Genomic DNA, 22,034 nt, shown 5'->3' with positions numbered 1-22,034 from the left:
CACCTCGATGATCTGGTCGCGGCGTGCCTTGACGTCGTCGGCCTGTTCATCCGACCACCGGCCCGAGTCCAGGGCCGGAGCGGGGATAAGTCCCTTGTGCTGTCCCCGTTCGACCTGCCATCGGGACAAACGGCCTTTGAACTGGGCAAGTTGGTGCAATGCGATATGCCCACCGCAGTGTTCCTCCACCAGCCGCCGGCTGTGACGGAGCGCTTCAGTTGGCCTGCTGAGCGTCGTAGTTGGCCTACGGGGCCCGATCGCGCAGGTGAGTGGTTCACGCTTGGGCGGCGGACGGCGGTGATCCTGAGCCTGCGGCTTCCACGACGACCTCGCCGGCCCGGGTGCGTGCGTACAGCACCTCTCTGCCCGCACGGTGGGCGCTGACCAGACCAGCGGTGCGCAGGGCCGTCAGGTGCTGGGAGACGCCGCCGGGAGTCAGCCCGGTGCGGCGGGCGAGGTCGGTCGTCGAGGCGGGAGCGGTCAGCTCAGTCAGGAGGGTTGCACGGGAGCGGCCCAGCACCCCCGCCAGGGCATCGGACACGGTCGCGGGCCGTGTCTGCCATAGCATGCCGACGGCGCGTGGCGGATAGCGCAGCGAGGGCTGCCATGGCTCGTTGAGCACGGAGAACACACGCGGCCACACGAAGGCGGACGGCACCAGCAGCAGGCCCCGGCCGTCGAGCCGGCGCCCTCCGCGCACGGTGCGGTGCTTCAGGTGCAGAGTGCCTCCGGCCCAGGTGACCCGTGGGTCAAGGTCTGCGAACAGGTGCTGGGCGCCGCCTTCGACCAGGCGGCCGGCGCGGTAGCGGATGTCGCCCTCCAGCAGCGTGAGGATCCGCGACCAGTACGGCGCCAGAGCCAGCTCCCAATACGCCTCCAACACGTCGGCCAGTCGCCCCAGCTCGGCTGCCGGGTCGGCGCGCAGCGCCGCCATCCGCGCAGGCGGCACCTCGGCCGTCGTGGGCAGGAGCGCCGGCGGGGTGGCCCGACCGTGGCCAGCTCAACATCCAGTGACGGCAGCGGCGTCGTGGGCGGCGGGCAGATGAACCCCGGAATGCGGCCGGCCCAGGGCGAGCGCGTCGACACCGGAACGAGGTCGAACAGTGGCCCCAGGTCGAGGTCCGCCGCCGCCAGCCTCGGGCGCACCTGTTCGGCCCAGGTGCGATGCAGGCCGTGTTCGTCCGCGCCCTTGAGCACCCGGACGCTGGCCACCACCTCCCACAGCGGGGAGATCGCGAAGCGGGTACGGGCCACGTCCTCCACGCCGAGTTCGATCTCGATCATTTAGCTGAGGACAAATCACTAGGTGGAGCGGTTGGCGGTCGCGCACGGTACCGGCCATGACCGAAGCGCCCCATTCCCCGTGGCGGCTGCGCAACTTCCGCGTGCTCTTCGCCGCGGGCGCCCTCAGCCACCTCGGCAGCAATGTCGACTATGTGGCGATCCCGCTACTGGCCGTCACCACCCTCGGCGCCGGCCCCGGCCAGGCCGGTGCGCTGGCCGCGCTGTCCACCGCCGCCTTCCTCCTCATCGGCCTGCCCGCGGGCGCCTGGGTGGACCGCCTGCCCGGCCGCTGGGTGCTGGTCGCCGCCGACGCCGCCCGCGCCGCGCTGTTCGCCTCGATCCCCGTCGCCTGGGCGTGCTGTCACTGCCGCAGCTGTACGCGGTGGTGCTGCTGAACGGCTGCGCCACGGTGTTCTTCGACGTCGGCTCGCAGAGCGTCCTGCCCGAACTGGTCGGCCGCGAGCGCCTGGTGCCGGCGAACGCCGCCCTCGTGAGCCTGATGGCCGGCGCCAACATCGCCGGCCGCGGGGCCGGCGGCTTCTTCGTCCAGCTCTTCACGGCTCCCCTCGCGATCCTCGGCGGGGCCGTCGCTTACCTGGCCTCCGCCACCGGCCTCACGGGCATCGGCCGACGACACGCTCCTGCCGTGCTACCGGCCGACCGGCGACGGCTGCGGGCCGAGATAGCGGATGGGCTGCACCACGTCCTGGGCAGCCGCGAGCTACGCGCGCTGGCGCTCACCGCGACCCTCACCAACCTCGGCGCACAAATGATCAATGCCATACTGCCAGTGCTGTTCATCCGCGAACTGCACCTGTCCGCCGGGGCGCTCGGGACGTACTGGGCTGCCGGCGGCCTGGGCATCCTGCTCGGCGCCGGCCTCGCCCACCACCTCGCCGCCCGCCTCGGCCACGGCCGCACCCTGGGGTTGGCCGGGCTCTGGTTCGCACCCGCCGCACTCGCTGTCGCGCTGATCGGCGAGGGGCCGTGGCTGTGGGTGGCCGGTGCCGGGTGGCTCGCGTCCATGACCAAGACGGGCATCGACAACGTCCTCGGCGTCACCTTGCGCCAGCACTTGACCCCTGATCCGCTGCTCGGCCGCATGAATGCCACCTTCCGATTCCTGCTCACCGGCGCCCTGGCCATCGGCTCCGCCCTCGGTGGCCTTGTCGGCCAGGCGGCAGGCCTCCGCGCGGCAGTCTGGGTGGGCGCGATCTGCCTGGCCGGCGCCTTCCTCCCAGTCTTCTGCTCCCCCGTCCGTACGCTGCGAGAGCTTCCAGTAGCCACCACGCCACCCCGCCGGGCATCAGCGGCATCCGCCACCGATGCGTGAACCGGCACTCACCTGCTCGATCGGGCCCCGTGGGCCAACCACGACGCTCAACAGGCCAACTCAAGCGCTCAGTCACACCGGCCCGGTGACGCATCAGTCCGTTTCGGCCGACGTGCAGATCGGCCCCTGTGTACGGTGCCAGAGGCTCACGGTGCGGCACGGCAGCAAGACTCAGCTGATCTGCCCTGCCGAGCCAAGGGCCAGGCGCCCACATAGCCCCACCTTTCCCTCGTCACCGCGGAGGGCGCAGCGTACGAGCGTCGGCGACCGGCGCGCTGCACCGCCCGGCAGGCCAGAACCGGCGTCCGGAGGCAGTTGCTTCCTTATGGCTCACCTCGCCAAACGCAGACTCGACCAGCTCACCGTCTTGGTGAAAAGCCGTCTCAAGCGGATGCGGCACCGACCCGCTCTCACCGACGGCATCGTCACCAAGACCGGACTCGACCTCCGGCCGCCGTAACGTCGGCGGGCCCTGTGGACACGGGGAAGAGTATGACGGCCCATCGCGCTGCCATGAGCTTTGCACTCCTCGCCGGAATGCCCCTTCTCCGCGGCCCGGCAGGGTCGAAATATCTCTATCCGTACCCGAGGTATCAGAGGAGAAACGCCTCGGTTCAAGCCACGCTCCGGGGCTGCCGAAGGGCGGCCCGCAACCCTTCCAGCTGCGGGAACGTGTCATCCCGTATCCCTGGCGATGTATCTGTTTCAGTCATACAGAGATGGGTGGTTGATCATTCCCCCGATGATGGCTAGCGTCCTCGTGTGTGCACGGTCTGCATATGCAGAATCCGCGCCGCCCTTTCAAGCGTGAAGCGAGGGTACGGGGGATAGATGCCGATACCAGACGCCCTTTCCGGAAGGTCTTCATCCTTCTCGGAAAACCTCCTTGAGGCATTTTCGGCAACGGTGGAGAAGTATCCCGACAGGGAAGCAGTACGCTGCGGCGAAGAAAGCCTCAGCTACCGTCAACTGGACGTGCGGGCGAACTCGCTGGTCAAGAGAATTCTGCTACACGTGTGGGCGGGCGATCAGGGTATTGCCCTCATGATGAATCGTTCCACCGACATGGTGGCTGCCGCACTCGCCGTCCTGAAGACCGGCAATTTCTATGTCCCCCTCGATCCCGCCTCCCCCCGCGCCAGAACACAGGCGATCCTCGAAGACGCGGCTCCGCCCCTCGTCCTGGCCTCACGCTCGCTGTCCGGCCGAGTCCCCACAGGCGTGCCCGTGGTGTACGTGGACGACGTCCCCGACGATCCCGGTGACTGGACGTACACGGCACCGGGCATCGCGCCCTCGAGCCGTGCCTACGTCATCTTCACGTCCGGAACCACGGGCCGTCCCAAGGGTGTCGAGGTCACCCACCACAACGTCCTGCGGCTCTTCCACAGCAGCCAGGCCCTGTTCGGTTTCGGCCACGAGGACGTGTGGTCCCTCTTCCACTCGTTCGCCTTCGACTTCTCCGTATGGGAGATGTGGGGAGCCCTCCTGCACGGCGGCCGGATCGTGGTCGTTCCGGGCGACACCGCCCGGGACCCGGCCGCGTTCCGCCGGCTGCTGGCCGAGGAGAGGGTGACCGTCCTGAGCCAGACCCCCACCGCGTTCGCCCAGTTGGTCGCCGAGGAGGCCCGCCACGACGAGCGGCTGCCCCTGAAGTGGGTGGTGTTCGGCGGAGAGGCGCTGCGTTTCACCGACCTCGCGCCGTGGTTGGACAAGTACGGGGACCGGACTCCTGCGCTCGTCAACATGTACGGCATCACCGAGATCACCGTGCATGCCACATACCGGCGCGTGCTGCGCGAGGACCTCGACCGCGGCGGCAGCCTGATCGGCCGCCCGTTGCCCGATCTCGGTGTGCTCATCACCGACGACGACCTGACACCCGTCCCCCACGGGCAGCCGGGCGAGATCGTGGTGACCGGTCCCGGCGTCGCCAGGGGCTATCTGGGCCGTCCGGAACTGACGGCCCAGCGCTTCGTCACGGTCACCGGCGCGGACGGCCGCCCGGTGCGCGGCTACCGCTCCGGAGACCTGGGGCGCCGACTGCCCGATGGCGACATCGAGTATCTGGGCCGGGCCGACGAACAGGTCAAGATTCGGGGCTTCCGTGTCGAACTGGGCGAGGTCGAGGCGGCGTTGATGGCTCATCCCGCCGTCCGGCAGGCCGCTGCCGCCCGGGAGGACGCCGACGGCACGCCGACCCTCGTCGCCTACGTCATACCCGATCCGTCGGTCCCCCTGGACGAACCCGGCCTGCGCGCCCACCTGCTGGAGCGGTTGCCGGACTACATGGTGCCCGCCGCCCTGCGGACCCTGGAAGCCCTGCCCCTCACCGCCAACGGGAAGCTGGACCGGGACGCGCTCGGCGCACAAGGGCTGTCCCTGTCCGGCGTCCCCGCCGACGCTCCCCCCTCACCGGGCGGCGCGTTCTCCGGCTCCCTGCGCCAGGAGCTGATCTGCGAGCTGTTCGCCCAAGTGCTGGACCGCGACAGGCTGGCCCCCGACGACGACTTCTTCGCGCTCGGCGGTCACTCGCTGACAGCCATCCGCGTGGTCAACCGGATCCGGGCCCTGCTGGGCGTGGAGGTCGCCCTCAAGGACCTGTTCGACACCCGTACCCCGGCGGCCCTCGCCCGCAGACTGGAGACGGGACCGGACTCCGCACGGCCTGCCCTCACCCCGACGGACCGGTCCGGTGACGTCCCGCTGTCCTTCGCCCAGCAGCGGCTGTGGATCCTGCAGCAGGTGCACGGCAAGAACCCGGCCTATCACATCCCCTACGCCCTGCGCCTGAACGGCCGCGTCGACGTGGCGGCTCTCGAAGCGGCCCTGCGGGACGTGGTGCGGCGGCACGAGATCCTGCGGACGCTGTACGTCGACCGGGAGGGCACCCCGTACCAGAGGATCCTGGACCCGGCGGACGCCGCTCTGCGACTGGTCGTCCGCCGTGCCGCCCCCGGCCAGGTGGACGGACTGCTCACCGAGGAAGCGCGGCGGAGCTTCGATCTGGCGGCCGATCTGCCGCTGCGTGCCACGCTCTTCGAGACCGGCGCCGAACGGAGCGTGCTGCTCCTGGTGCTGCACCACATCGCCGGTGACGGCTGGTCGCTCGAGCCGCTCATGCGGGACCTGACGGAGGCGTACACGGCCCGGCTGTCCGGCACGGCGCCCGCGTGGCCGCCCCTGCCCGTCCAGTACGCCGACTACGCCCTGTGGCAGCGGCGTCTGCTGGAGGGCGACGACCGGCCCGGGACCCTGGCGGCCAGGCAGCTCGCGTACTGGCGGGCGGCGCTGGAGGACGCCCCGGAGGAGCTGGCGCTGCCGGCCGACCGTCCCCGCCCGGCCGATCCCGGCTTCCTCGGCGACATGGTTCCCGTCGACCTCGACGAGACGCTGAGCGCCGATCTGTTCGCCCTGGCCCGGCGCAGCGGTTGTACGGTCCACATGGTCCTCCAGGCGGCGGTGGCCGCGCTGCTGACCCGTCTGGGAGCGGGCACCGACCTCCCGATCGGCAACGCCGTCGCGGGCCGCGGCGATCAGGCGCTGCACCATCTCGTGGGCTTCTTCGTCAACACGGTGGTGACGCGCACCGACACCTCCGGCAACCCGAGTTTCGCGGAGCTGCTGCGCCGGGTACGAACGGGCAGTCTCGCCGCCTACGACCACCAGGACCTGCCCTTCGAGCGGCTGGTCGAGGTGCTGAACCCGCCCCGCTCAGCCGCCCGTCACCCGCTCTTCCAGGTCATGTTCGCGGCCCAGAACGGCATCCCGGACGACTTCGCCCTGCCCGGACTGGAGGTCTCGTCCCAGCCGGTGACCACCGGCACCGCCAAGTTCGACCTGTCGTTCAAGTTCGACACCGGAGGCGGGGCGCCCCACGCGCCGCAGCGCATTCTGGGCGACCTGGAGTACAGCCGCGACCTCTTCGACCGGGAGACCGCCGAGCACGTCGCCGCGTGCCTGGTCCGGCTGCTGCGGGACGTGGTGGCGCGGCCCGACTCACGGCTCGGCTGCCTCGCGGTCCTCGATCCGGCCGAACACCGGCTGCTGGTGGTGGACCGCAACGACACGGACGCGCCCTTCCCACGCCGGAAGACCGTGGCGGACCTCGTCGAGGAGCAGACGGACCGCACCCCCGACGCGACGGCCCTGATACAGCAGGATGTCCGGTGGACGTACCGGCGGCTCGACGAACGCGCCAACCAGTATGCCCACCTGCTGCGCGCCCTGGGCGTGGGCCCGGGCACGGTCGCCGGGATCTGCCTGCCGCGCGGCCCGGAGGCCGTGGCCGCCATGCTCGGCGTGTGGAAGGCGGGCGGCGCGTACGTGCCCCTGGACCCGGAGCTGCCCGGGGAACGGCTGCGGTACATGGCCGCAGACAGCGGGGCCGCCCTCCTGGTCAGCCGGGGCGACCTCGCCGACGGCATCGCCCCGGCCGGCACCGAGGTGGTCCGGGTCGACTCCGACGCACGGCTCCACGCCGCCCCGGTCCTACGGCCCGACCGCGACACCGGCGGAAGGGATCTGGCGTACGCCATCTACACCTCCGGTTCCACCGGCAAGCCCAAGTGCGTGTTGATCGAGCACGGCGGTGTGGTGAACCGGCTGCTCGACATGGCACGGCGGTTCCGTCTGACCGCCCAGGACATCAGCCTGCAGATCACCTCCCTGGCCTTCGAGCCTCCGGTGCGCGAGATCTTCGGGCCGCTGGCGGTGGGCGCGTCCGTCGCCCTGCTGCCGGAGGAGGGCAGCCGGGACCCCGGTGTCGTCATCGGCGCCATCCGCGACAGCCGTCCCACCGTCATCCTCTGCGTCGTGCCCTCGCTGCTGGAGTCGATCATCGTGTACGGGGCCGACCCGGCCGACTTCTCCTCGCTGCGGCTGGTCGGCACCGCCGGGGAGACGCTGCGCCCGGGCGAGGCGCGTGAGCTGCTGGACCGCTGGGGCTGCGAGTTGGTCAACCAGCTCGGCCCCACCGAGACCACGATGATGAGCGTCGTCCACCGGGTGCGCCCGGAGGACCTGGACGGTGTCATCCCCGTGGGACAGCCGCTGGCCAACACCCGCGTCCACGTCCTCGACCAGTGGCTCAACCCGGTACCCGTGGGCGTCACGGGCGAGCTGTACCTGGCCGGCGCCGGCGTCGGGCGCGGGTATCTGGGGCAGCCCGGGCTGACCGCCGCGCGGTTCGTCGCCAACCCGTTCGGAGCGCCCGGCGAGCGGATGTACCGAAGCGGGGACCTGGCGCGCTGGCGACGGGACGGCACCCTGGAGTTCGCGGGCCGGGCCGACGACCAGGTCAAGGTGCGCGGTTTCCGCATCGAACCGGGCGAGATCGAGACGGTCCTGACCGAACATCCCGGGATCGCGCGCGCGGCGGTCGTCGTACGCGAGGACCGGCCCGGCGACAAGCGGCTCGTCGCCTACGTGGTGCCCGGATCGCCGGACGGCCCCGGTCCCGCCGAGCTGCGCGACCACCTCTGCGCGCGGGTACCCGAACACATGGTGCCGGCCGCGTTCGTGAGCCTGGAGACCCTCCCGCTGCGGGGCAACGGCAAGCTCAACCGCGACCTGTTGCCGGCGCCCGACCTCACCGACCATGTCAGCACCCGGCGGCCCAGGTCACCGCGTGAGGAAGTGCTGTCCGAACTGTTCGCCGAGGTGCTCGGACTGCCCTCGGTCGGCATCGACGACGACTTCTTCCAGCTCGGCGGGCACTCACTGCTGGCGGCCCGGCTGATCAGCCGGGTGCGTGACACCCTCGGTCTGCGGATCGGCATGCGCACCCTGTTCGAGGCGCCCACCGTGGCCGGGCTGGCCGAACACGCCGGCATCGGCAACGGGGACAGCGCCCTGGAGATCGAACTGCCGCTGCGGACGGTCGGCACGCGGCCCCCACTCTTCTGCATCCACCCCGGCGGCGGTCTCAGCTGGAGCTACGCGGGCTTCCTGAAGCACATCCCCGGCGATGTCCCGGTCTACGGCATCCAGGCACGGGGCCTGCTCCACCCGGACGACATGCCCGCCACGGTGGAGGAGATGGCCGCCGACTATGCCGAGCGGATCCGGGCCATCCAGCCCGCCGGCCCCTACCACCTGCTCGGCTGGTCGTTCGGCGGCATCGTCGCCTTCGAGATGACCGCACAGCTCCAGCGGCAGGGCCATGAGGTGGCGCTGCTGACCATGCTCGACTGCTATCCGGGCGTGCCCAACCACTACCGCCTGGACGACCGGGAGATGCTGGCGGCGCTGCTGGACCCGTCCCGGCCGCAGGCCATCCCGCAGGAGGGCTCGCCCGAGATCGCCAAGGCGGTGGAGATCCTGCAGAACGACACGGGAGCCCTCGCCAGCCTTCAGGAAGCGCAGTTGGTCGCCCTGCTGACGGCGATGGCGCACAACCGGCACATCGTGGGCGCGTACGAGCCGAAGCGGATCACGGGCGACGTGCTGTTCTTCATGGCGACACAAGGCCGCACCGAGGGAGCTCCCACGCCCGACGTCTGGAAGGAGTTCGTGGACGGCGAGGTGATGTGGCACCCGATCGAGACCACCCACACGAACATGAACCACCCGGCCCCGCTCGCGGAGATCGGCCGTCATCTCTCCGCTGCCCTCGAGCGGCCGGTATCCCCCCAGGGAGCCGGTACGGCCCCCGCGAACGGAGACGACTGATGACGAACCCCTTCGACGATCCGGACGCGCTGTACCGGGTCCTGCGCAACGCGGAAGGCCAGTACTCCCTCTGGCCGTCCTTCGCCGAGGTCCCGCCGGGCTGGGACATGGTCCTCGCGGACCGGCCCCGCCCGGAATGCGTGGCGTATGTGGAGGAGCACTGGACCGACCTGCGCCCGGCCGGCCTCGTGGCCTGCGGACGCCCGGACCAGGGCACGGGTGGGTGACCGTTGTCGTCGAACCTGTGGGTCCTGCGCGATCGCTCGGTGCTGTGCCTCCTGTCGGCCCGATCCGTCTCCCTGCTCGGCAACGCGATCGCTCCGGTCGCCCTGGCCTTCACCGTTCTCGAGCTGCCGGACGGGTCGGCCACCGGGCTCGGTCTGGTGCTCACCGCCCGGCTGGCGAGCCAGGTGGTGTTCGTCCTGCTGGGCGGCGTCGTCGCCGACCGGTGGCCCAAGTACCGGGTGATGGTCGGAGCGGATGTGGTGGCCGGCCTCGCGCAGGGCGCCGCGGCCGCGCTGGTGATCACCGAGCACGCCTCGACGCTCTCCCTCGCCCTCCTGGCCTGCGTCAACGGCGCCGCCGCCGCACTCTTCGAACCGGCCTCCCGGTCCGTGATGCCGCAGCTCGTCTCCGGGGACGTCCTGCAGTCCGCCAACGGCCTGCTGCAACTGGCCATGCGCGGCGGGAACATCATCGGTGCGGCCGTCGCCGGGATCCTGGTCGCCCTGGTCGGCGCCGGGCCGACGTTGGCCATCGACGCGGCCTCCTTCCTCATCTCCGCCGCGCTCCTGTTCGGGATCCGGCTGAAGTCGACCCCGGCCGCCGAGACGTCCGCTTCCCTGGTGCGGGAACTGCGGGACGGCTGGAAGGAGTTCACGGCACGCCAGTGGGTGTGGCTGATGGTGGCCCAGCTGTGCGTCGTGAACGTGCTGCTGGCCGGCGGCTTCTACGTGCTCGGCCCGGTGGTCGCCAAGGACCATCTGGGCGGGGCGCCCGCCTGGAGTCTGATCCTCACCGCGCAGGCCATCGGCTATGTGGTCGGCAGCACCACGGCCGTACGGCTGCGCACCCGCCGCCCGATCCGGCTGGCGGCACTGCTGACCATGGGCTTCCCGCTGCCTCTGTTCCTGCTCGCCGCCGAGGCGCCGGTCGCCGCCGTCGCCGTGCTCGCCTTCGCGGCGGGCGTCTGCATCGACGTCTACGAAGTGCTGCTGGACACCGCCCTGCAGAAGAACGTGCCCGAGGAGAAGCTCGCCCGGGTCATGTCGTACGAGGCCGTGGGCTCCTTCGCGTTCGTTCCCCTCGGGCTCGCCCTCGCCGGTCCCGCGTCGGCGGCGCTCGGCGTCGGTCCCGCACTGGTGTGGGCCGGTGTGCTGATCGTGCTGGCGGGACCCCTCGTCCTGCTGCTGCCCTCGGTGCGCGCGGTCGACGACGGGCAGTCCCCGGCGAGCGCGACATCCGCGGTCTCCGTCCCGGCTTCCGGCCCGCCCGGGAACCGCCCGGAAGCGGGCGGCGAACCGGCCCGCGGCGATCACCATTTGGAGGAATCATGACCACGTTCGCCACGACCGACAGCACCGCGTCCCGCCGCCGGCTGACCGGCTGGAGCGGCGACGTCGACTACTTCGTCTTCCGCGAGTACGACACCTTCGAGCCGAGGGCGCTCCTCGACGTCCTGCACGGCCGGATCGCCGGAGTCATGTTCCGCGGCATGGTGAAGCCGGACACCTGCGCCGAGCTGGCCGAGCGGTTCTGGGCCAGCCCCGACAGGAGGACCCGCGGCGCGGAGGCGCCCGGTTACTTCCTGGGCGCCTTTCATTACCACAAGACCACCGCGGCGTACCTGGACGAGACCGCGGAGATGGCCGCGGCGCTCGACGACGTGCTGGCCGTTCCGGACGACCCCCTGAAGATCTTCTACGAAGGGCTGGACAGGGTGCTGGCCGAGGCCGGCGCCACGGTGCGGCCGGCCCGACACGGGGGCCGGGAGGCCTGCCGCGGACTGCTGCGCTCCTGGCACGGCCAGGGCGAGTACGCGCTGGCTCCGCACGACGACCTGTCCCAGTGCACCGAACCGCAGCAGGCCGACTTCGAGATACAGAAGGTGGCCGGCTACCAGCCCGCGGCACTGAACATCTGCCTGGAGAACGGCGACGGCGGCCGACTCGCGTACTGGAACATCCGGCCCGACGAGACGTCCAAGCGGGCACTGGGCCTGCACTACACGGGTTCGCCCTACCCGCTGGACACCCTGGAGGGAGTCGAGCTGAAGTGGGTCGACGTGCACGCCGGTGACGTCTACGTTTTCAACGGCGCCCACGTCCACGCGGTCGAGCCCAACACCGATCCGCAGCTGCGTCGCACCACGCTGGCGGGCATCCTCGGCTTCGTCGACGACAGGACCGTGGTGTCGTGGACATGAGCGACAGGCACCCTTTCTCCACCCGGCTGCTGCGTAGGCCGTCCGACGACGCCGAAGCCCGTGTCTTCTGCTTTCCGTACTCCGGTGTGGGCGGCTCGATGTTCAGCCAGTGGCCCCGCGTGATCGGCACCGCCGAGGTGTGCCCGATCCAGCTCCCGGCCCGGGAGAACCGGGTGCGGGAGCCGCACTACGGCACCTATGAGGAGCTGGCTGCCGACCTGGTGAAGCAGCTGCTGCCCTATCTGGACCGGCCGTTCGTGCTGTTCGGACACTGCGCGGGCGCGCTGCCCGCGTTCGAGACGGCGGCCCTGCTGGCCGAGCGGAGCCTGCCACTGCCGCACCGGCTGGTCGTCTCGGCCCAGGTGCCCCCGCACCACTGTCCGCAGGACCGCTTCCTGGACATGGACGACGAGCAACTCGGCCGGGAGCTGGGCCGGATCATCGTCGAGCGGGGCGGCGATCCGCATCCCGCCCTGATCGAGCTGACCCTGGAGGTTCTGCACCAGGACCTCGACGCCAACCGTGTCTACCGTCGGCAGCGCCCACTGACCCTGCCCGTCGGCATCACCGCGCTGCACTGGGCCGACGACGAGGAGATCACCCTGGAGCAGATCCGGCCGTGGCGGGAGTACTCGGCGGACGTCCGGTTCTCCGTGCTCGACGGCGGGCACTACGCCTTCCTCTGCGCACCGGAGCAGCTGACGGACCTCCTCGCCTCGCTGCTCGCCGACCCGAGGAGCCCCGAGCCGAGTGGTGCGGGGACCGGTCACGGAGGAGGTCACGGCTGATCATGCAGACCATTCACGGGGTGTTCGCCGAGCGGGTCCGCGAGACACCCGACGCGGTCGCGGTCAGCGCCCACGACGGCGAGCTGACCTACGCCGCACTCGACGCCAGAGCCGACCGGACGGCAGGGCGGCTGCGGCGGCACGGGGTGCGCCCCGGAGACGTCGTCGCCGTCCACGCCGAGCGCTCCGCCGCGGCGGTGGTGATGCTCCTTGCCGTGCTCAAGGCCGGTTCCGCCTACCTGGCGCTGGACGCCCGACAGCCCTTCGAACGGCGGCAGACGATCCTCGACGACGCCTCGGTGAAGGTGGTGCTGTCGCCACCTCACCTGGCGGCCGAGATGTCGACCCACGGCCGTACGGTGCTCACCCCGGACGGCGGCGAGCAGGCGGACGACGACCTGCCGGCCGCGGGGCCGGACGCCGGGACCGGACCGGAGGACATCGCCTACGTCGCCTACACCTCGGGGTCCACCGGCCGTCCCAAGGGGGTGTGCGTTCCGCACCGGGCGGTGCTGCGCCTGGTGGTCGGGACGGACATCACCGACATCCGTGCGGACGACGTGTTCCTCCAGTTCGCGCCCCTTGCCTTCGACGCGTCGACCTGGGAGGTCTGGGGGGCGCTGCTGGCCGGGGCACGGCTCGCCGTCGCCCCGCCCGGGCAGCTGTCCGCCGCCGAACTGACCGCGTACGCGGGCCGCGAGGGCGTCACGGTGATGTGGCTGACCGCCGGCCTGTTCCACCAGGTCGTCGACACCGGTCTGGATGAACTGCGCGGCCTGCGCTGTCTGCTGGCGGGAGGCGACGTGCTGTCCGAGCCGCATGTCGCCCGCGCCGTCGCCGCCCTGCCCGAAACCACCGTCGTCAACGGGTACGGACCCACGGAGAACACCACGTTCAGCTGCTGCCACCCCATGCGGGAGGCGCCCGCCACCGCGACGGTCCCGATCGGCCGGCCCATCAGGGGCACCGGGGCGCGGGTCCTGGACGAGCGGCTGCGCCCCGTGCCGGACGGCGAGGAAGGGGAACTGTACGTCACCGGTGAAGGCCTGGCCCACGGCTATCTCGGGGCCCCGGGACGGACTGCCGAGCGGTTCGTGGCCGACCCGTACGCACCGACGCCCGGCGCCCGCATGTACCGCACCGGAGACCGGGTGCGGCGGCTGTGCGACGGCACGCTGGAGTTCCTCGGGCGCGACGACGACCAGGTGAAGATCCGGGGCTTCCGGGTCGAGACCGGCGAGGTGGAGTCGGCGCTGGCCGCGCTGCCCGGCGTGGCCCGGGCAGCGGTCGTCGTCCAACGGGCACCGTCCGGGGAACGCCGGCTGATCGGCCATGTGGTCGCCGACGACGCAGGTCCCCTCTCCGCGCTGGACGTGCGGGAGCGACTGGTGCGGGTGCTGCCGGACTACTGCGTGCCCGCCCTCGTGCGGATCGTCGACACACTGCCGCTCACCCCGAACGGCAAGGTGGACCGTGCTGCCCTGGCCGCCACGTCGGTGCAGGACAGGCCCGAGCTGAGCGCGCCCCACCGGGCGCCCGAGTCGCCGCTGGAGCGCGCGATCGTCCAGCTGTGGACGGACCACATCGGCGTCGTCGGTATCGGCGCGGACGACGACTTCTTCGAGATCGGCGGGCACTCGCTGCTGGCCGTCACGATCCTGGGCGAACTGCGGCGGTCGTACGGCGTCGACATCTCGCCGCGCTCTCTGTATCTGGACCCGAGCCCTGCCGGACTGGCCCGAGCCGTGGCGGAAGCGAGGTCGGAATCGTGACGGAGGACCTGGCGGGCGGCTGGTCCGTGACCGACCTCGACGCGGTCGACCTGAACGGCGTCAACCTGTTCGACGCGGGCTTCCATGCAGTGGGCGACCCCCATCTGGTGTGGGCGGCGATGCGGCGCCGGGCGCCGCTGCACCGCCAGGAGCTGCCGGACGGACGCGCCTTCTGGTCGGTCACCCGCTACCAGGACGCCTGCCGGGTGCTCGGTCAGCACCGCGAGTTCACGTCCGAGCGGGGCAGCCTCCTCCAGCAGCTCGGGCGGGGTGACGCCGCGGCGGGCAAGATGCTCGTCGCCACGGACCCGCCCCGCCACGGCGAACTGCGCCGACCGCTGCGGGCCCTGTTCAGCGGTGCCTCGCTGGCGGCGGCGGAGCAGCGGATCCGGACGGCCGTGGACGCGGCCCTGCGATCCGTCGCCGACGACCAGGTGTGGGATGTGAGCGAGCATGCCGCGCTGCTGCCCATGGCGGCGGCCGCGGCTCTGATGGACCTGCCCGAGGAGGATTGGCCGGACCTCGTGCGGTGGACGGGCATGGCGGCGGCGCCCGAGGATCCGGTCCACCGCACGGGCAGCAGCGCCGCGACGCTCGCCATCGCGCACCACGAGCTGTTCGAGTACTTCGGGCGAGAAGCCCGGTCGAGGGCGGGCACCGAGGGCAAGGACCTCATCCGCCACCTGACGGCCGCCTCCGTCGACGGGACCGCGCTCACCCGGGACGAGGTCGTCGTCAACTGCTACAGCGTGCTGCTCGGCGCGAACGCCACCACCCCGCACACCGCGGCGGGCACCGTGCTCGCCCTCGCCCGGAACCCGGAGGTGTACCGGGCGGTGCGGGAGAACCCGGAACTCGTCCCGGCGCTCGTGGAAGAGGGACTGCGCTGGACGTCCGCCGCCCGCTCTTTCCTGCGGTACGCGGTCCAGGACGTCGAACTCAGCGGCGGCGTGGTGCCGGCGGGGGACGCGGTGGCGGTGTGGGTGGGCTCGGCCAATCGTGACGAGACGGTCTTCGCCGACCCCGAGCGGTTCCTCATGCCCCGGCCCGACAACCGGCACATCGCGTTCGGCTACGGCCCCCACTACTGCCTGGGCGCGGCCGTGGGCCGGCTGACCCTGCGCGTCCTCTTCGAGCAGATCGTCGCCCTGGTCGAGGAGTTCGAGCCGGCCGGGCCGCCGCGTCGGCTCGCGTCCAACTTCGTGGCGGGGTTCACCCGACTGCCCGTCCGCACCCGGCTGAGCGCGGACGCACGCCGCCGCGTCCCGAGCCAGGCCCGTCCGCTCTGAGGGGAGCCCATGACTGCCTCTGTCACCGACCTGCTGCTGGATCTCGTGCGCACGCACCTGGGCGACGAGGACATCGGCCCTGACGACGACTTCTATGCGATGGGCGGGGACTCGCTCATCGCGCTGCGCGTCGTCACCGAGGCGCAGAGCCGGGGTCTGTCCGTCTCCCTGCGGGACCTTCTGTATTACCCGACGGCCCGCGAACTGGCGGCCCACCTCGAACAGGCCACCGCCGAGAAGGACGTCGGGGCGTCCGCGTCCGGTGCTGCCGGGCCGGCTCCCGCCGGTCTGCTCGACCCGGCCGACCGGGCCCTGGTGCCCGACGGAGTGACCGAGGCGATCCCGGCCTCGGCACTCCAGGTCGGGATGATCTACCTGTGCGAGGCCAGTGGGGATCCCGAGCTGTACCACTCCAGGACGGGCTGGCGGACCCGGGCGGCGTTCGACGAGAAACTGTTCGGTCAGGCGCTGACCGAGGTGAGCCGCCGCCACCCGGCGCTGCGCACCTCCTTCGAACTCGGCACGTTCTCGGTGCCCGTCCAACTGGTGTGGGCCGAGGCCGAGCCACGGTTCACCGTCGAGTCGGCCGACGAGGACGGTCCGCACACGGCGGCCGAGCTCGCCCGGAGGTGGAGTGCGGAGCAGGTGAACCGGCCCTTCGACTGGAGCAAGGCGCCGCTGCTGCGCTGCCATGTCGTCACCGATCGGGACTCCTTCCAGGTGGCGCTCTCCTGCCATCACGCCATCGCCGACGGCTGGGGGTTGGGACGGCTGATCATGGACCTGCTCACGGTGTACGACGCGTTGCTGCGCGGCGTCACCCCCGACCTGCCGGAGCTGCCCGCCACCGCTCACCGGGACTTCGCCGCCGCCGAGGCCGCGGCGCTCGCCTCCCTCGAGGCGGCGGAGTTCTGGCGGGCCGAGGCGGACGCGCCCGTGCTGCTGATCGACCCGGGCGCCCGCCCGGCCGCGGCGAACGCGGTCGGCCAGCACGCCTTCAACCTGGAGCCGGAGCTGCTCGAGGAGTTGCGGTCCGCGGCTCGGCGGTCGGGGGCGTCGCTGAAGGCCTTCGTGCTCGGCGTGCACGCCTGGACGCTCGGCGCCTGGCTCGGCCGCGGCCAGGACATCGTCACCGGCGTGGTGGTCAGCACCCGCCCGGAGACCGCGGACTCCGACCTGGTGGTCGGCCTGCACCTGAACACGCTTCCCATGCGGTTCACGCGGACCGCTCGATCGTGGGCGGACCTCGCCGGGGACGCCATGACGGCCGAGCGGCGGTCCATACCCCACCGGGCGTTTCCCCTGGCCGAGATCGAGAGACGGCTCGGCCGTCCGGCCTTCGACGTCACGTTCAACTACACCGACTTCCACCTGTACGACGGCCTCGCGAGTCTGACCGCCCTGCGGGCCGACGGCTGGTGGGTGGCGGGCAAGCCCAGTTTCCCGTTCCGCGTCGACTTCGAGGTCGAGGGGCTGGAGGGCGGCAGCCGCGTCGTCGTGGACTTCGATCCCGACCTGGTGGATCCGGAGCATGCGGGGCGTTACACCGAGCTGTACCGACAGGCGCTGGCCGTCGCGGCCGAGGATCCCTCGGCCCCGGCCGGATGGCCGTCCGTATCGCGGGCGGTGCGGGCATGACGGGCGGTCGGCCGGTCATCGCCGTCGTCTACGACAAGGGGGCCGTGGCCGCAGGGGACATCGCCGTGGGTCTGCGCGACCTCGCGGACATCGTGTTCGTCGTGGCCCCCACCGATCATGTGGCGCGGCTCGCGGAGGTACTGGGCACCCTGGGCGCCGTACTACCGCTCACGGGCGACCCGGCGGCCGACGCCGCAGCGCTGCGCGGGTACGGGCCGTCGGCGCTGGTCACCTTCAGCGAACCGATGCTGCGGACCGCTGCCCGACTCACCGCCGATCTCGGGCTGCCCTTCCACGACGAGGACACGGCCCGTCTGCTCACCGACAAGGTGCGCCAGCGGCGACGGCTTCGGGAGGCCGGCGTCGACGAGGTGCGCAGCCATCCGCTGCGCGCTCCGGCGGACTGGCCCTCGGCGGTCGCGGCGGTCGGTCTCCCCGCGATCGTGAAGCCCGTCAGAGGCGAAGGCAGCCGCAACACTCACGCGGTGCACGATGCGGCCGTGGCCCCGGCCCTGCTGGCGGAACTGTTCGCCGCGGTGCGTACGTCCCCCGGCCACGAAGCGCCGCTCGTCGTCGAGGAACTGCTGGTGGGCAGGCCCGGCCTGCCGTCCGGTGACTACGTGTCCGTCGAGAGCCTGTGCGGCCCCGACGGGGTCGTCCACTTGGCGCTGACCGGTAAGTTCCCGCTGGCACACCCCTTCCGGGAGCCGGGCCAGTACTGGCCGGCCCAGGTGTCCGACGCGGAACGGCGGGAGATCCTCGATCTGACCACGCGAGCGCTCATGGCCCTGGGCGTGCGCACCGGCCTGACCCACACCGAGATCAAGCTGACCCCGGCGGGCCCGAGGATCATCGAGGTCAACGGGCGCGTCGGCGGGCACATCAACGAGCTGTCCCGGCGCGCCTGCGGAGTCGACCTGGTGCGGCTCGCGGGCCGGCAGGCGCTGGGCGAGGACGTCGAGGCCGGCGAACTGCGGCCGGAGCGCGTGCACTTCCAGCATCACGGGCTCGCGCCGGTCGCCCCCTGCCGGTTCGTCGCCGTCCACGGCCGGCGGGAGGTGCGGCAGTTGGACGGGATCTCCGGGTACCGCACCTTCGTGCGGCCAGGCGACGAGCTGCCCGGCGGGGTGATGACCCACGAGATGGACATCCTGTGGGGCGCCTGCGACGACCACGACGCGATGACCGCCGTGATCGCGAAGGCCCTGGCGGTTCTCACCTACGAATTCGAGGACGCGGACGGCATCCGCCGGGTGCCCGCCGCGTCCCTGCTGGCCTGACCCGGTTCACGAACCCCTGCGCAGAGAGGACGACATGGCTGCACCGACGACGGTCACCCGGTCGGCCGAGAGCCTGGTGACCGAGCTCTTCTCCATCATCGACGCGGCACGCTGGGACGACCTCGGCCGTGTCTTCGCCGAGGACTGTGTGTACGACCGCCCCGGCTACGAGCCGCTACGGGGCCTGGCGCGGATCGAGCGTTTCTATCGCGTCGAACGCGTCATCGCCTCCGGGTGCCATCATGTGCTGCACATCGTCAGTGATCTGGAAGCCGCCGCCTGCTGGGGCAGGTTCACCGGTACGAGCCGGTCCGGTGAAGCCCTGGACGAGCAGTTCGCGGACACCTACACCGTCCGCGACGGCCGGATCGTCGGCCGTCGTACCTACTTCTTCCGGCCGGCGATCTGATGGCCACCGAGACGGGACGCGGCGCGGTCGCGGCCGTGGTCGATCCCCGTACGGGACGGCGCATCGGTGAGGTCCCGCTGCTGTCCGCGGCGGACGTGCCCCGGGTCGCGCGAACGGCCGCGGAGGCGTCGCCGGACTGGGCGGACAGAACGGTGGCGCACCGGGTCCGGAAGATCAGGGACCTCGCCGACGTCCTGGACCGCCGACTGCCTGAGCTGGCGCCCCGCTTCAGCCAGGAGCACGGCAAGACGCCGGCCGAGGCCCTGGCGGAGCTCCAGCGCGCCGTGGAGACCCTGCGGTGGAGCGCCGACGCCGCTCTCGAGGTCACCAGGCCCACCGCGCTGCCCGAACGCGCCGGGATCGTGCGTGAGGTCATGGTGGACCCGGCCGGCCCGGTACTGGCGATCGTGCCGTGGAACTTCCCTGCCGTGGTACTCGCCCGCAAGCTCGGTCCAGCCCTCGCCATGGGCTGCTCCGTCGTCGTCAAGGGTCCCGAGGAGACCCCCTGTGTCCCCGCCGCGGTGGCTCGGGCGGCGGCCGAGGCCGGGCTGCCCGACGGTCTGGTCCAAGTGGTGCACGCGGCTCCGGCCGAGGCCGAGGCGCTGGTGCGCCGCCCGGAGTTCCGGCGCGTCTCCTTCACCGGCTCCACTGGCGTCGGCCGCCTGGTGGCTGCCGCCGCGGCGGAGCAGCTCACTCCGTGCGTCCTCGAACTGGGCGGGCACGCACCGGTGATCGTGACCGAGGACGCGGATGTCGAGACCGCCGTGGACGCCCTCACGGTCGCCAAGTTCGGCTCGGCCGGCCAGAGTTGCGGCGCCCCGAGCCGCTTCATCGTGCACGAACAGGTCGTCGACGCCTTCGTACGACGCCTGGTGCTTCGCGCGCCCGCACCGGACAGCGAGCCGGGCGGCACGATGGGGCCGTTGAACAGCGCGCGCCGCCGCGCCGCCGTGCACGCCCTGGTCGAGGACGCCGTACGCTGCGGCGCGCGCCTGGTGCTCGGAGGGCGCGTCCCCGAGACAGCCGGCTTCCACTACCCGGCCACGGTGCTCGGTGACGTGCCGCCGCAGGCGCGGATCCTGAACGAGGAGCCGTTCGGCCCGGTCGCGCCGGTCCTGCCCTACCGCGACGACGCAGAAGCCGTCGCGCTGGCCAACAGCACCGCGTACGCGCTGTCCGCGTACGTCTACGGCGAGACCGCCCATGCGCGTGAGCTGGCCCGGCGACTCGACGCCGGGAGCGTAGGCGTCAACTGCTCCCCGGGGGCCGCGCCCGACGCGCCCCTGGGCGGACGCGGCGCGAGCGGGTACGGCTATGAAGGTGGCGCGCAAGGGCTGTTGTCCTTCGGGGCGTTGAAGGTGGTGCAGCACGCGGCCCGGTCCACGGGCGGTGCCCCGGAGGGGGAGCAGGCCGACCTCCCCGGGCCCGGAGTCAGTCCCTGAGAAAGCTTTCGATCAAGTCGCGGAAGCACTCCGGTTCGTCGAGCCACGGATGGTGGCCGGCGCCCGGAACGGTCTCGAGCCTGCCGTACCGGTAAAGCGCCGCGGTCAGCGCGGCCGGCCGGGTACCGGCGACGCAGTCCTCGGCGCCTGCCAGCGCCAGCACCGGGACTGCCACCGACCGCAGGAACCTCAGCCGCTCCTCGGTCGCGTGCTCGGCAGGGTTCCCTCGGTAGAAGGCCTCGTAGAGCCAGGCGGGAGGCCGGACACGGTCGGCTTCATGGTGAGCACGGGTCTCGTCCGTCCACCTGCCGTACAGAAAGGGAGCCGAGCGCCGTTGCGCGTCTTCGGCCGCAACGCCTGAGATTTCGGTGGCCAACAGCTCTGCGGCCTCGGCGGCGGGGCGATACCACGGCTCGTCGGCGCGCCGCGCCCGAAGGGCGGCGACCTCGGTCGAATCGACCTCCCGCCCAATGCGGCCGGCGGGCGAGACCAGCACCAGACGGCGCACCCCGTCTGCGAAGGAGGCCGCGTAGTGCTGGGCGGTCAGGGCACCTGCCGAGTGCGCCAGTACGTCCACGGGTCCGGCTCCCAGGTGACGACGCAGCGCCTCCAGATCGTGGACCTGTTCGGTGTAGGCGCAGCCGGACCGGTCGGCCGGCACATCCGAAGCACCCGCCGCGCGTGAGTCCACCAGAACGAGCGTCCTATGCCGGTCGAGCCCGCCCAGGTTCCCCAGGCTCCGCACGTCCGTTCCCGGCCCACCGGCAAGGCACACCAGCGGCGGTCCCTGCCCGAGCGAGCGATACGCGATCTTCGTCCCGTCATGTGCCACGACGTACGGCATCCCTGGGCTCCTCCGAGTAGCTTCGAGACGGCATCCTTCCCAGATCTTCACCATGCAGTGCTCGCACTGCCCTGCGTGGTGTCATCTCTCTCGTCCCAGGGCAATGGGCTGCCAGGCAGTGGTCCGCGTGATCTCCCTCTACGGGATGAGCCGGTTCGGCCACCCGCCAGGGCAGCAAGCACACACCGCAGGGCGTGATCTGTCCTGCAGTGGCCAGCATCCCGCCAGACCGGGCTGTAGCCCACCTGGATGGTCGAACCGGCCATACGGCGCAACGGCAGCAACATGCGGGACGGCGCCTCCGCACAGCTGGCATAAGAAGCTGTTGTCTTCCGATCTTGAGAGATGCGCGTCGAACGGGAGTCTCGATCGGGTGGCCGCGGGGTGCTTGGCGCATACGAGTAGGACCTCCTGAACAGCTCGTTGGTGTCGAATCACCGAGCAACAACAGGAGGCCCCGGTGCCGCAGTCTTCCGTGTCGATGGCCGGGCGGTCCAGTTCGGTCGCCCAGGAGTGTGACTGTCTGGCTCACCGGTTCGGAAATGCTGCGGACAACGGGATGCGGCGGCCGCGTTATCCGTCGGGCATGACGGATGTGGAGTGGGCGGCTATCCGGCCGCTGCTGCCGGTGCCGGGCTGGCTACGGGGTCGAGGTGGCCGGCCGGAGGCGTACTGCCACCGGGCGGTACTCGATGCGATCCGGTATCTCGTGGACAACGGGCAATGCCGTTGCTTGAGAGGTGCACGTAGTTCCTCTCCTCGCACGGTGACCGCCGGGGTGCTGGTTCGTTGACACGGACATGCATCCATGGATCGGGTTATCCGATGAAGTCCGGCTCGGGTTGCTCACCGAGTGGA

The 22,034-nt window shown here is 71.5% G+C and carries 13 protein-coding genes and 2 pseudogenes; 13 read left to right on the top strand and 2 right to left on the bottom strand.

All coding sequences use genetic code 11. The features are described from left to right. Positions 1-274 precede the first annotated feature (274 nt). Positions 275-1,284 (bottom strand): annotated as a pseudogene (locus ACYVMZ_RS36260) (ArsR/SmtB family transcription factor). A 56-nt stretch (positions 1,285-1,340) separates the two neighbouring features. Here ACYVMZ_RS36260 and ACYVMZ_RS36255 point away from each other — a divergent pair. The 12 genes and pseudogenes from ACYVMZ_RS36255 (at position 1,341) to ACYVMZ_RS36200 (ending at position 20,332) form a co-directional block, all read left to right on the top strand. Next, a pseudogene (locus ACYVMZ_RS36255) lies at positions 1,341-2,617 on the top strand (MFS transporter). A gap of 831 nt (positions 2,618-3,448) precedes the next feature. After that, on the top strand, positions 3,449-9,289 hold the full coding sequence (locus ACYVMZ_RS36250; protein WP_461087144.1) for an amino acid adenylation domain-containing protein: 5,841 nt from the start codon (positions 3,449-3,451) through the stop codon (positions 9,287-9,289). Beyond that, complete coding sequence (locus tag ACYVMZ_RS36245; RefSeq protein WP_461087143.1) at positions 9,289-9,516, top strand: MbtH family protein; 228 nt, start codon at positions 9,289-9,291, stop codon at positions 9,514-9,516. Before ACYVMZ_RS36250 ends, ACYVMZ_RS36245 begins: the two co-directional genes overlap by 1 nt. 3 nt (positions 9,517-9,519) lie before the next feature. Next, on the top strand, positions 9,520-10,845 hold the full coding sequence (locus ACYVMZ_RS36240) for an MFS transporter (RefSeq protein ID WP_461087142.1): 1,326 nt from the start codon (positions 9,520-9,522) through the stop codon (positions 10,843-10,845). Then, positions 10,842-11,714, top strand: a complete 873-nt coding sequence (locus ACYVMZ_RS36235; RefSeq protein ID WP_461087141.1) for a hypothetical protein — start codon at positions 10,842-10,844, stop codon at positions 11,712-11,714. The genes ACYVMZ_RS36240 and ACYVMZ_RS36235 overlap by 4 nt, the downstream gene beginning before the upstream one ends. Further along, a complete protein-coding gene (locus ACYVMZ_RS36230; RefSeq protein WP_461087140.1) occupies positions 11,711-12,502 on the top strand; it encodes a thioesterase II family protein in 792 nt (263 codons plus the stop codon). The genes ACYVMZ_RS36235 and ACYVMZ_RS36230 overlap by 4 nt, the downstream gene beginning before the upstream one ends. Before the next feature lie 2 nt (positions 12,503-12,504). Beyond that, complete coding sequence (locus tag ACYVMZ_RS36225; protein WP_461087139.1) at positions 12,505-14,274, top strand: amino acid adenylation domain-containing protein; 1,770 nt, start codon at positions 12,505-12,507, stop codon at positions 14,272-14,274. Beyond that, a complete protein-coding gene (locus ACYVMZ_RS36220) occupies positions 14,271-15,563 on the top strand; it encodes a cytochrome P450 (RefSeq protein WP_461087138.1) in 1,293 nt (430 codons plus the stop codon). The genes ACYVMZ_RS36225 and ACYVMZ_RS36220 overlap by 4 nt, the downstream gene beginning before the upstream one ends. Before the next feature lie 9 nt (positions 15,564-15,572). Then, positions 15,573-17,201 (top strand): condensation domain-containing protein, encoded by a 1,629-nt coding sequence (locus tag ACYVMZ_RS36215; RefSeq protein ID WP_461087137.1) that lies wholly within the window; start codon positions 15,573-15,575, stop codon positions 17,199-17,201. Beyond that, the gene (locus ACYVMZ_RS36210) at positions 17,168-18,481 is read left to right on the top strand and encodes an ATP-grasp domain-containing protein (RefSeq protein ID WP_461087136.1); all 1,314 of its coding nucleotides are present in this window, start codon (positions 17,168-17,170) and stop codon (positions 18,479-18,481) included. The genes ACYVMZ_RS36215 and ACYVMZ_RS36210 overlap by 34 nt, the downstream gene beginning before the upstream one ends. A 34-nt stretch (positions 18,482-18,515) precedes the next feature. Further along, positions 18,516-18,890 (top strand): nuclear transport factor 2 family protein, encoded by a 375-nt coding sequence (locus ACYVMZ_RS36205; protein ID WP_461087135.1) that lies wholly within the window; start codon positions 18,516-18,518, stop codon positions 18,888-18,890. Next, entirely contained in the window at positions 18,890-20,332 is a 1,443-nt protein-coding gene (locus ACYVMZ_RS36200; RefSeq protein ID WP_461087134.1) for an aldehyde dehydrogenase family protein, read from the top strand. The genes ACYVMZ_RS36205 and ACYVMZ_RS36200 overlap by 1 nt, the downstream gene beginning before the upstream one ends. Here the strand turns inward: ACYVMZ_RS36200 and ACYVMZ_RS36195 are convergent. Further along, on the bottom strand, positions 20,322-21,176 hold the full coding sequence (locus tag ACYVMZ_RS36195; RefSeq protein WP_461087133.1) for an alpha/beta fold hydrolase: 855 nt from the start codon (positions 21,174-21,176) through the stop codon (positions 20,322-20,324). The genes ACYVMZ_RS36200 and ACYVMZ_RS36195 overlap by 11 nt on opposite strands. A 481-nt stretch (positions 21,177-21,657) precedes the next feature. Here ACYVMZ_RS36195 and ACYVMZ_RS36190 point away from each other — a divergent pair, with 481 nt between their 5' ends. After that, positions 21,658-21,969 carry a transposase gene (locus ACYVMZ_RS36190; protein WP_461087162.1) on the top strand — a complete coding sequence of 104 codons (312 nt, stop codon included), beginning with the start codon at positions 21,658-21,660 and terminating at the stop codon, positions 21,967-21,969. Positions 21,970-22,034 lie beyond the last annotated feature (65 nt).

It is taken from the genome of Streptomyces deserti, assembly GCF_054782695.1.
Note: the sequence above shows the minus strand (reverse complement) of the source record. Positions and strands in the feature narration are given on the sequence as shown.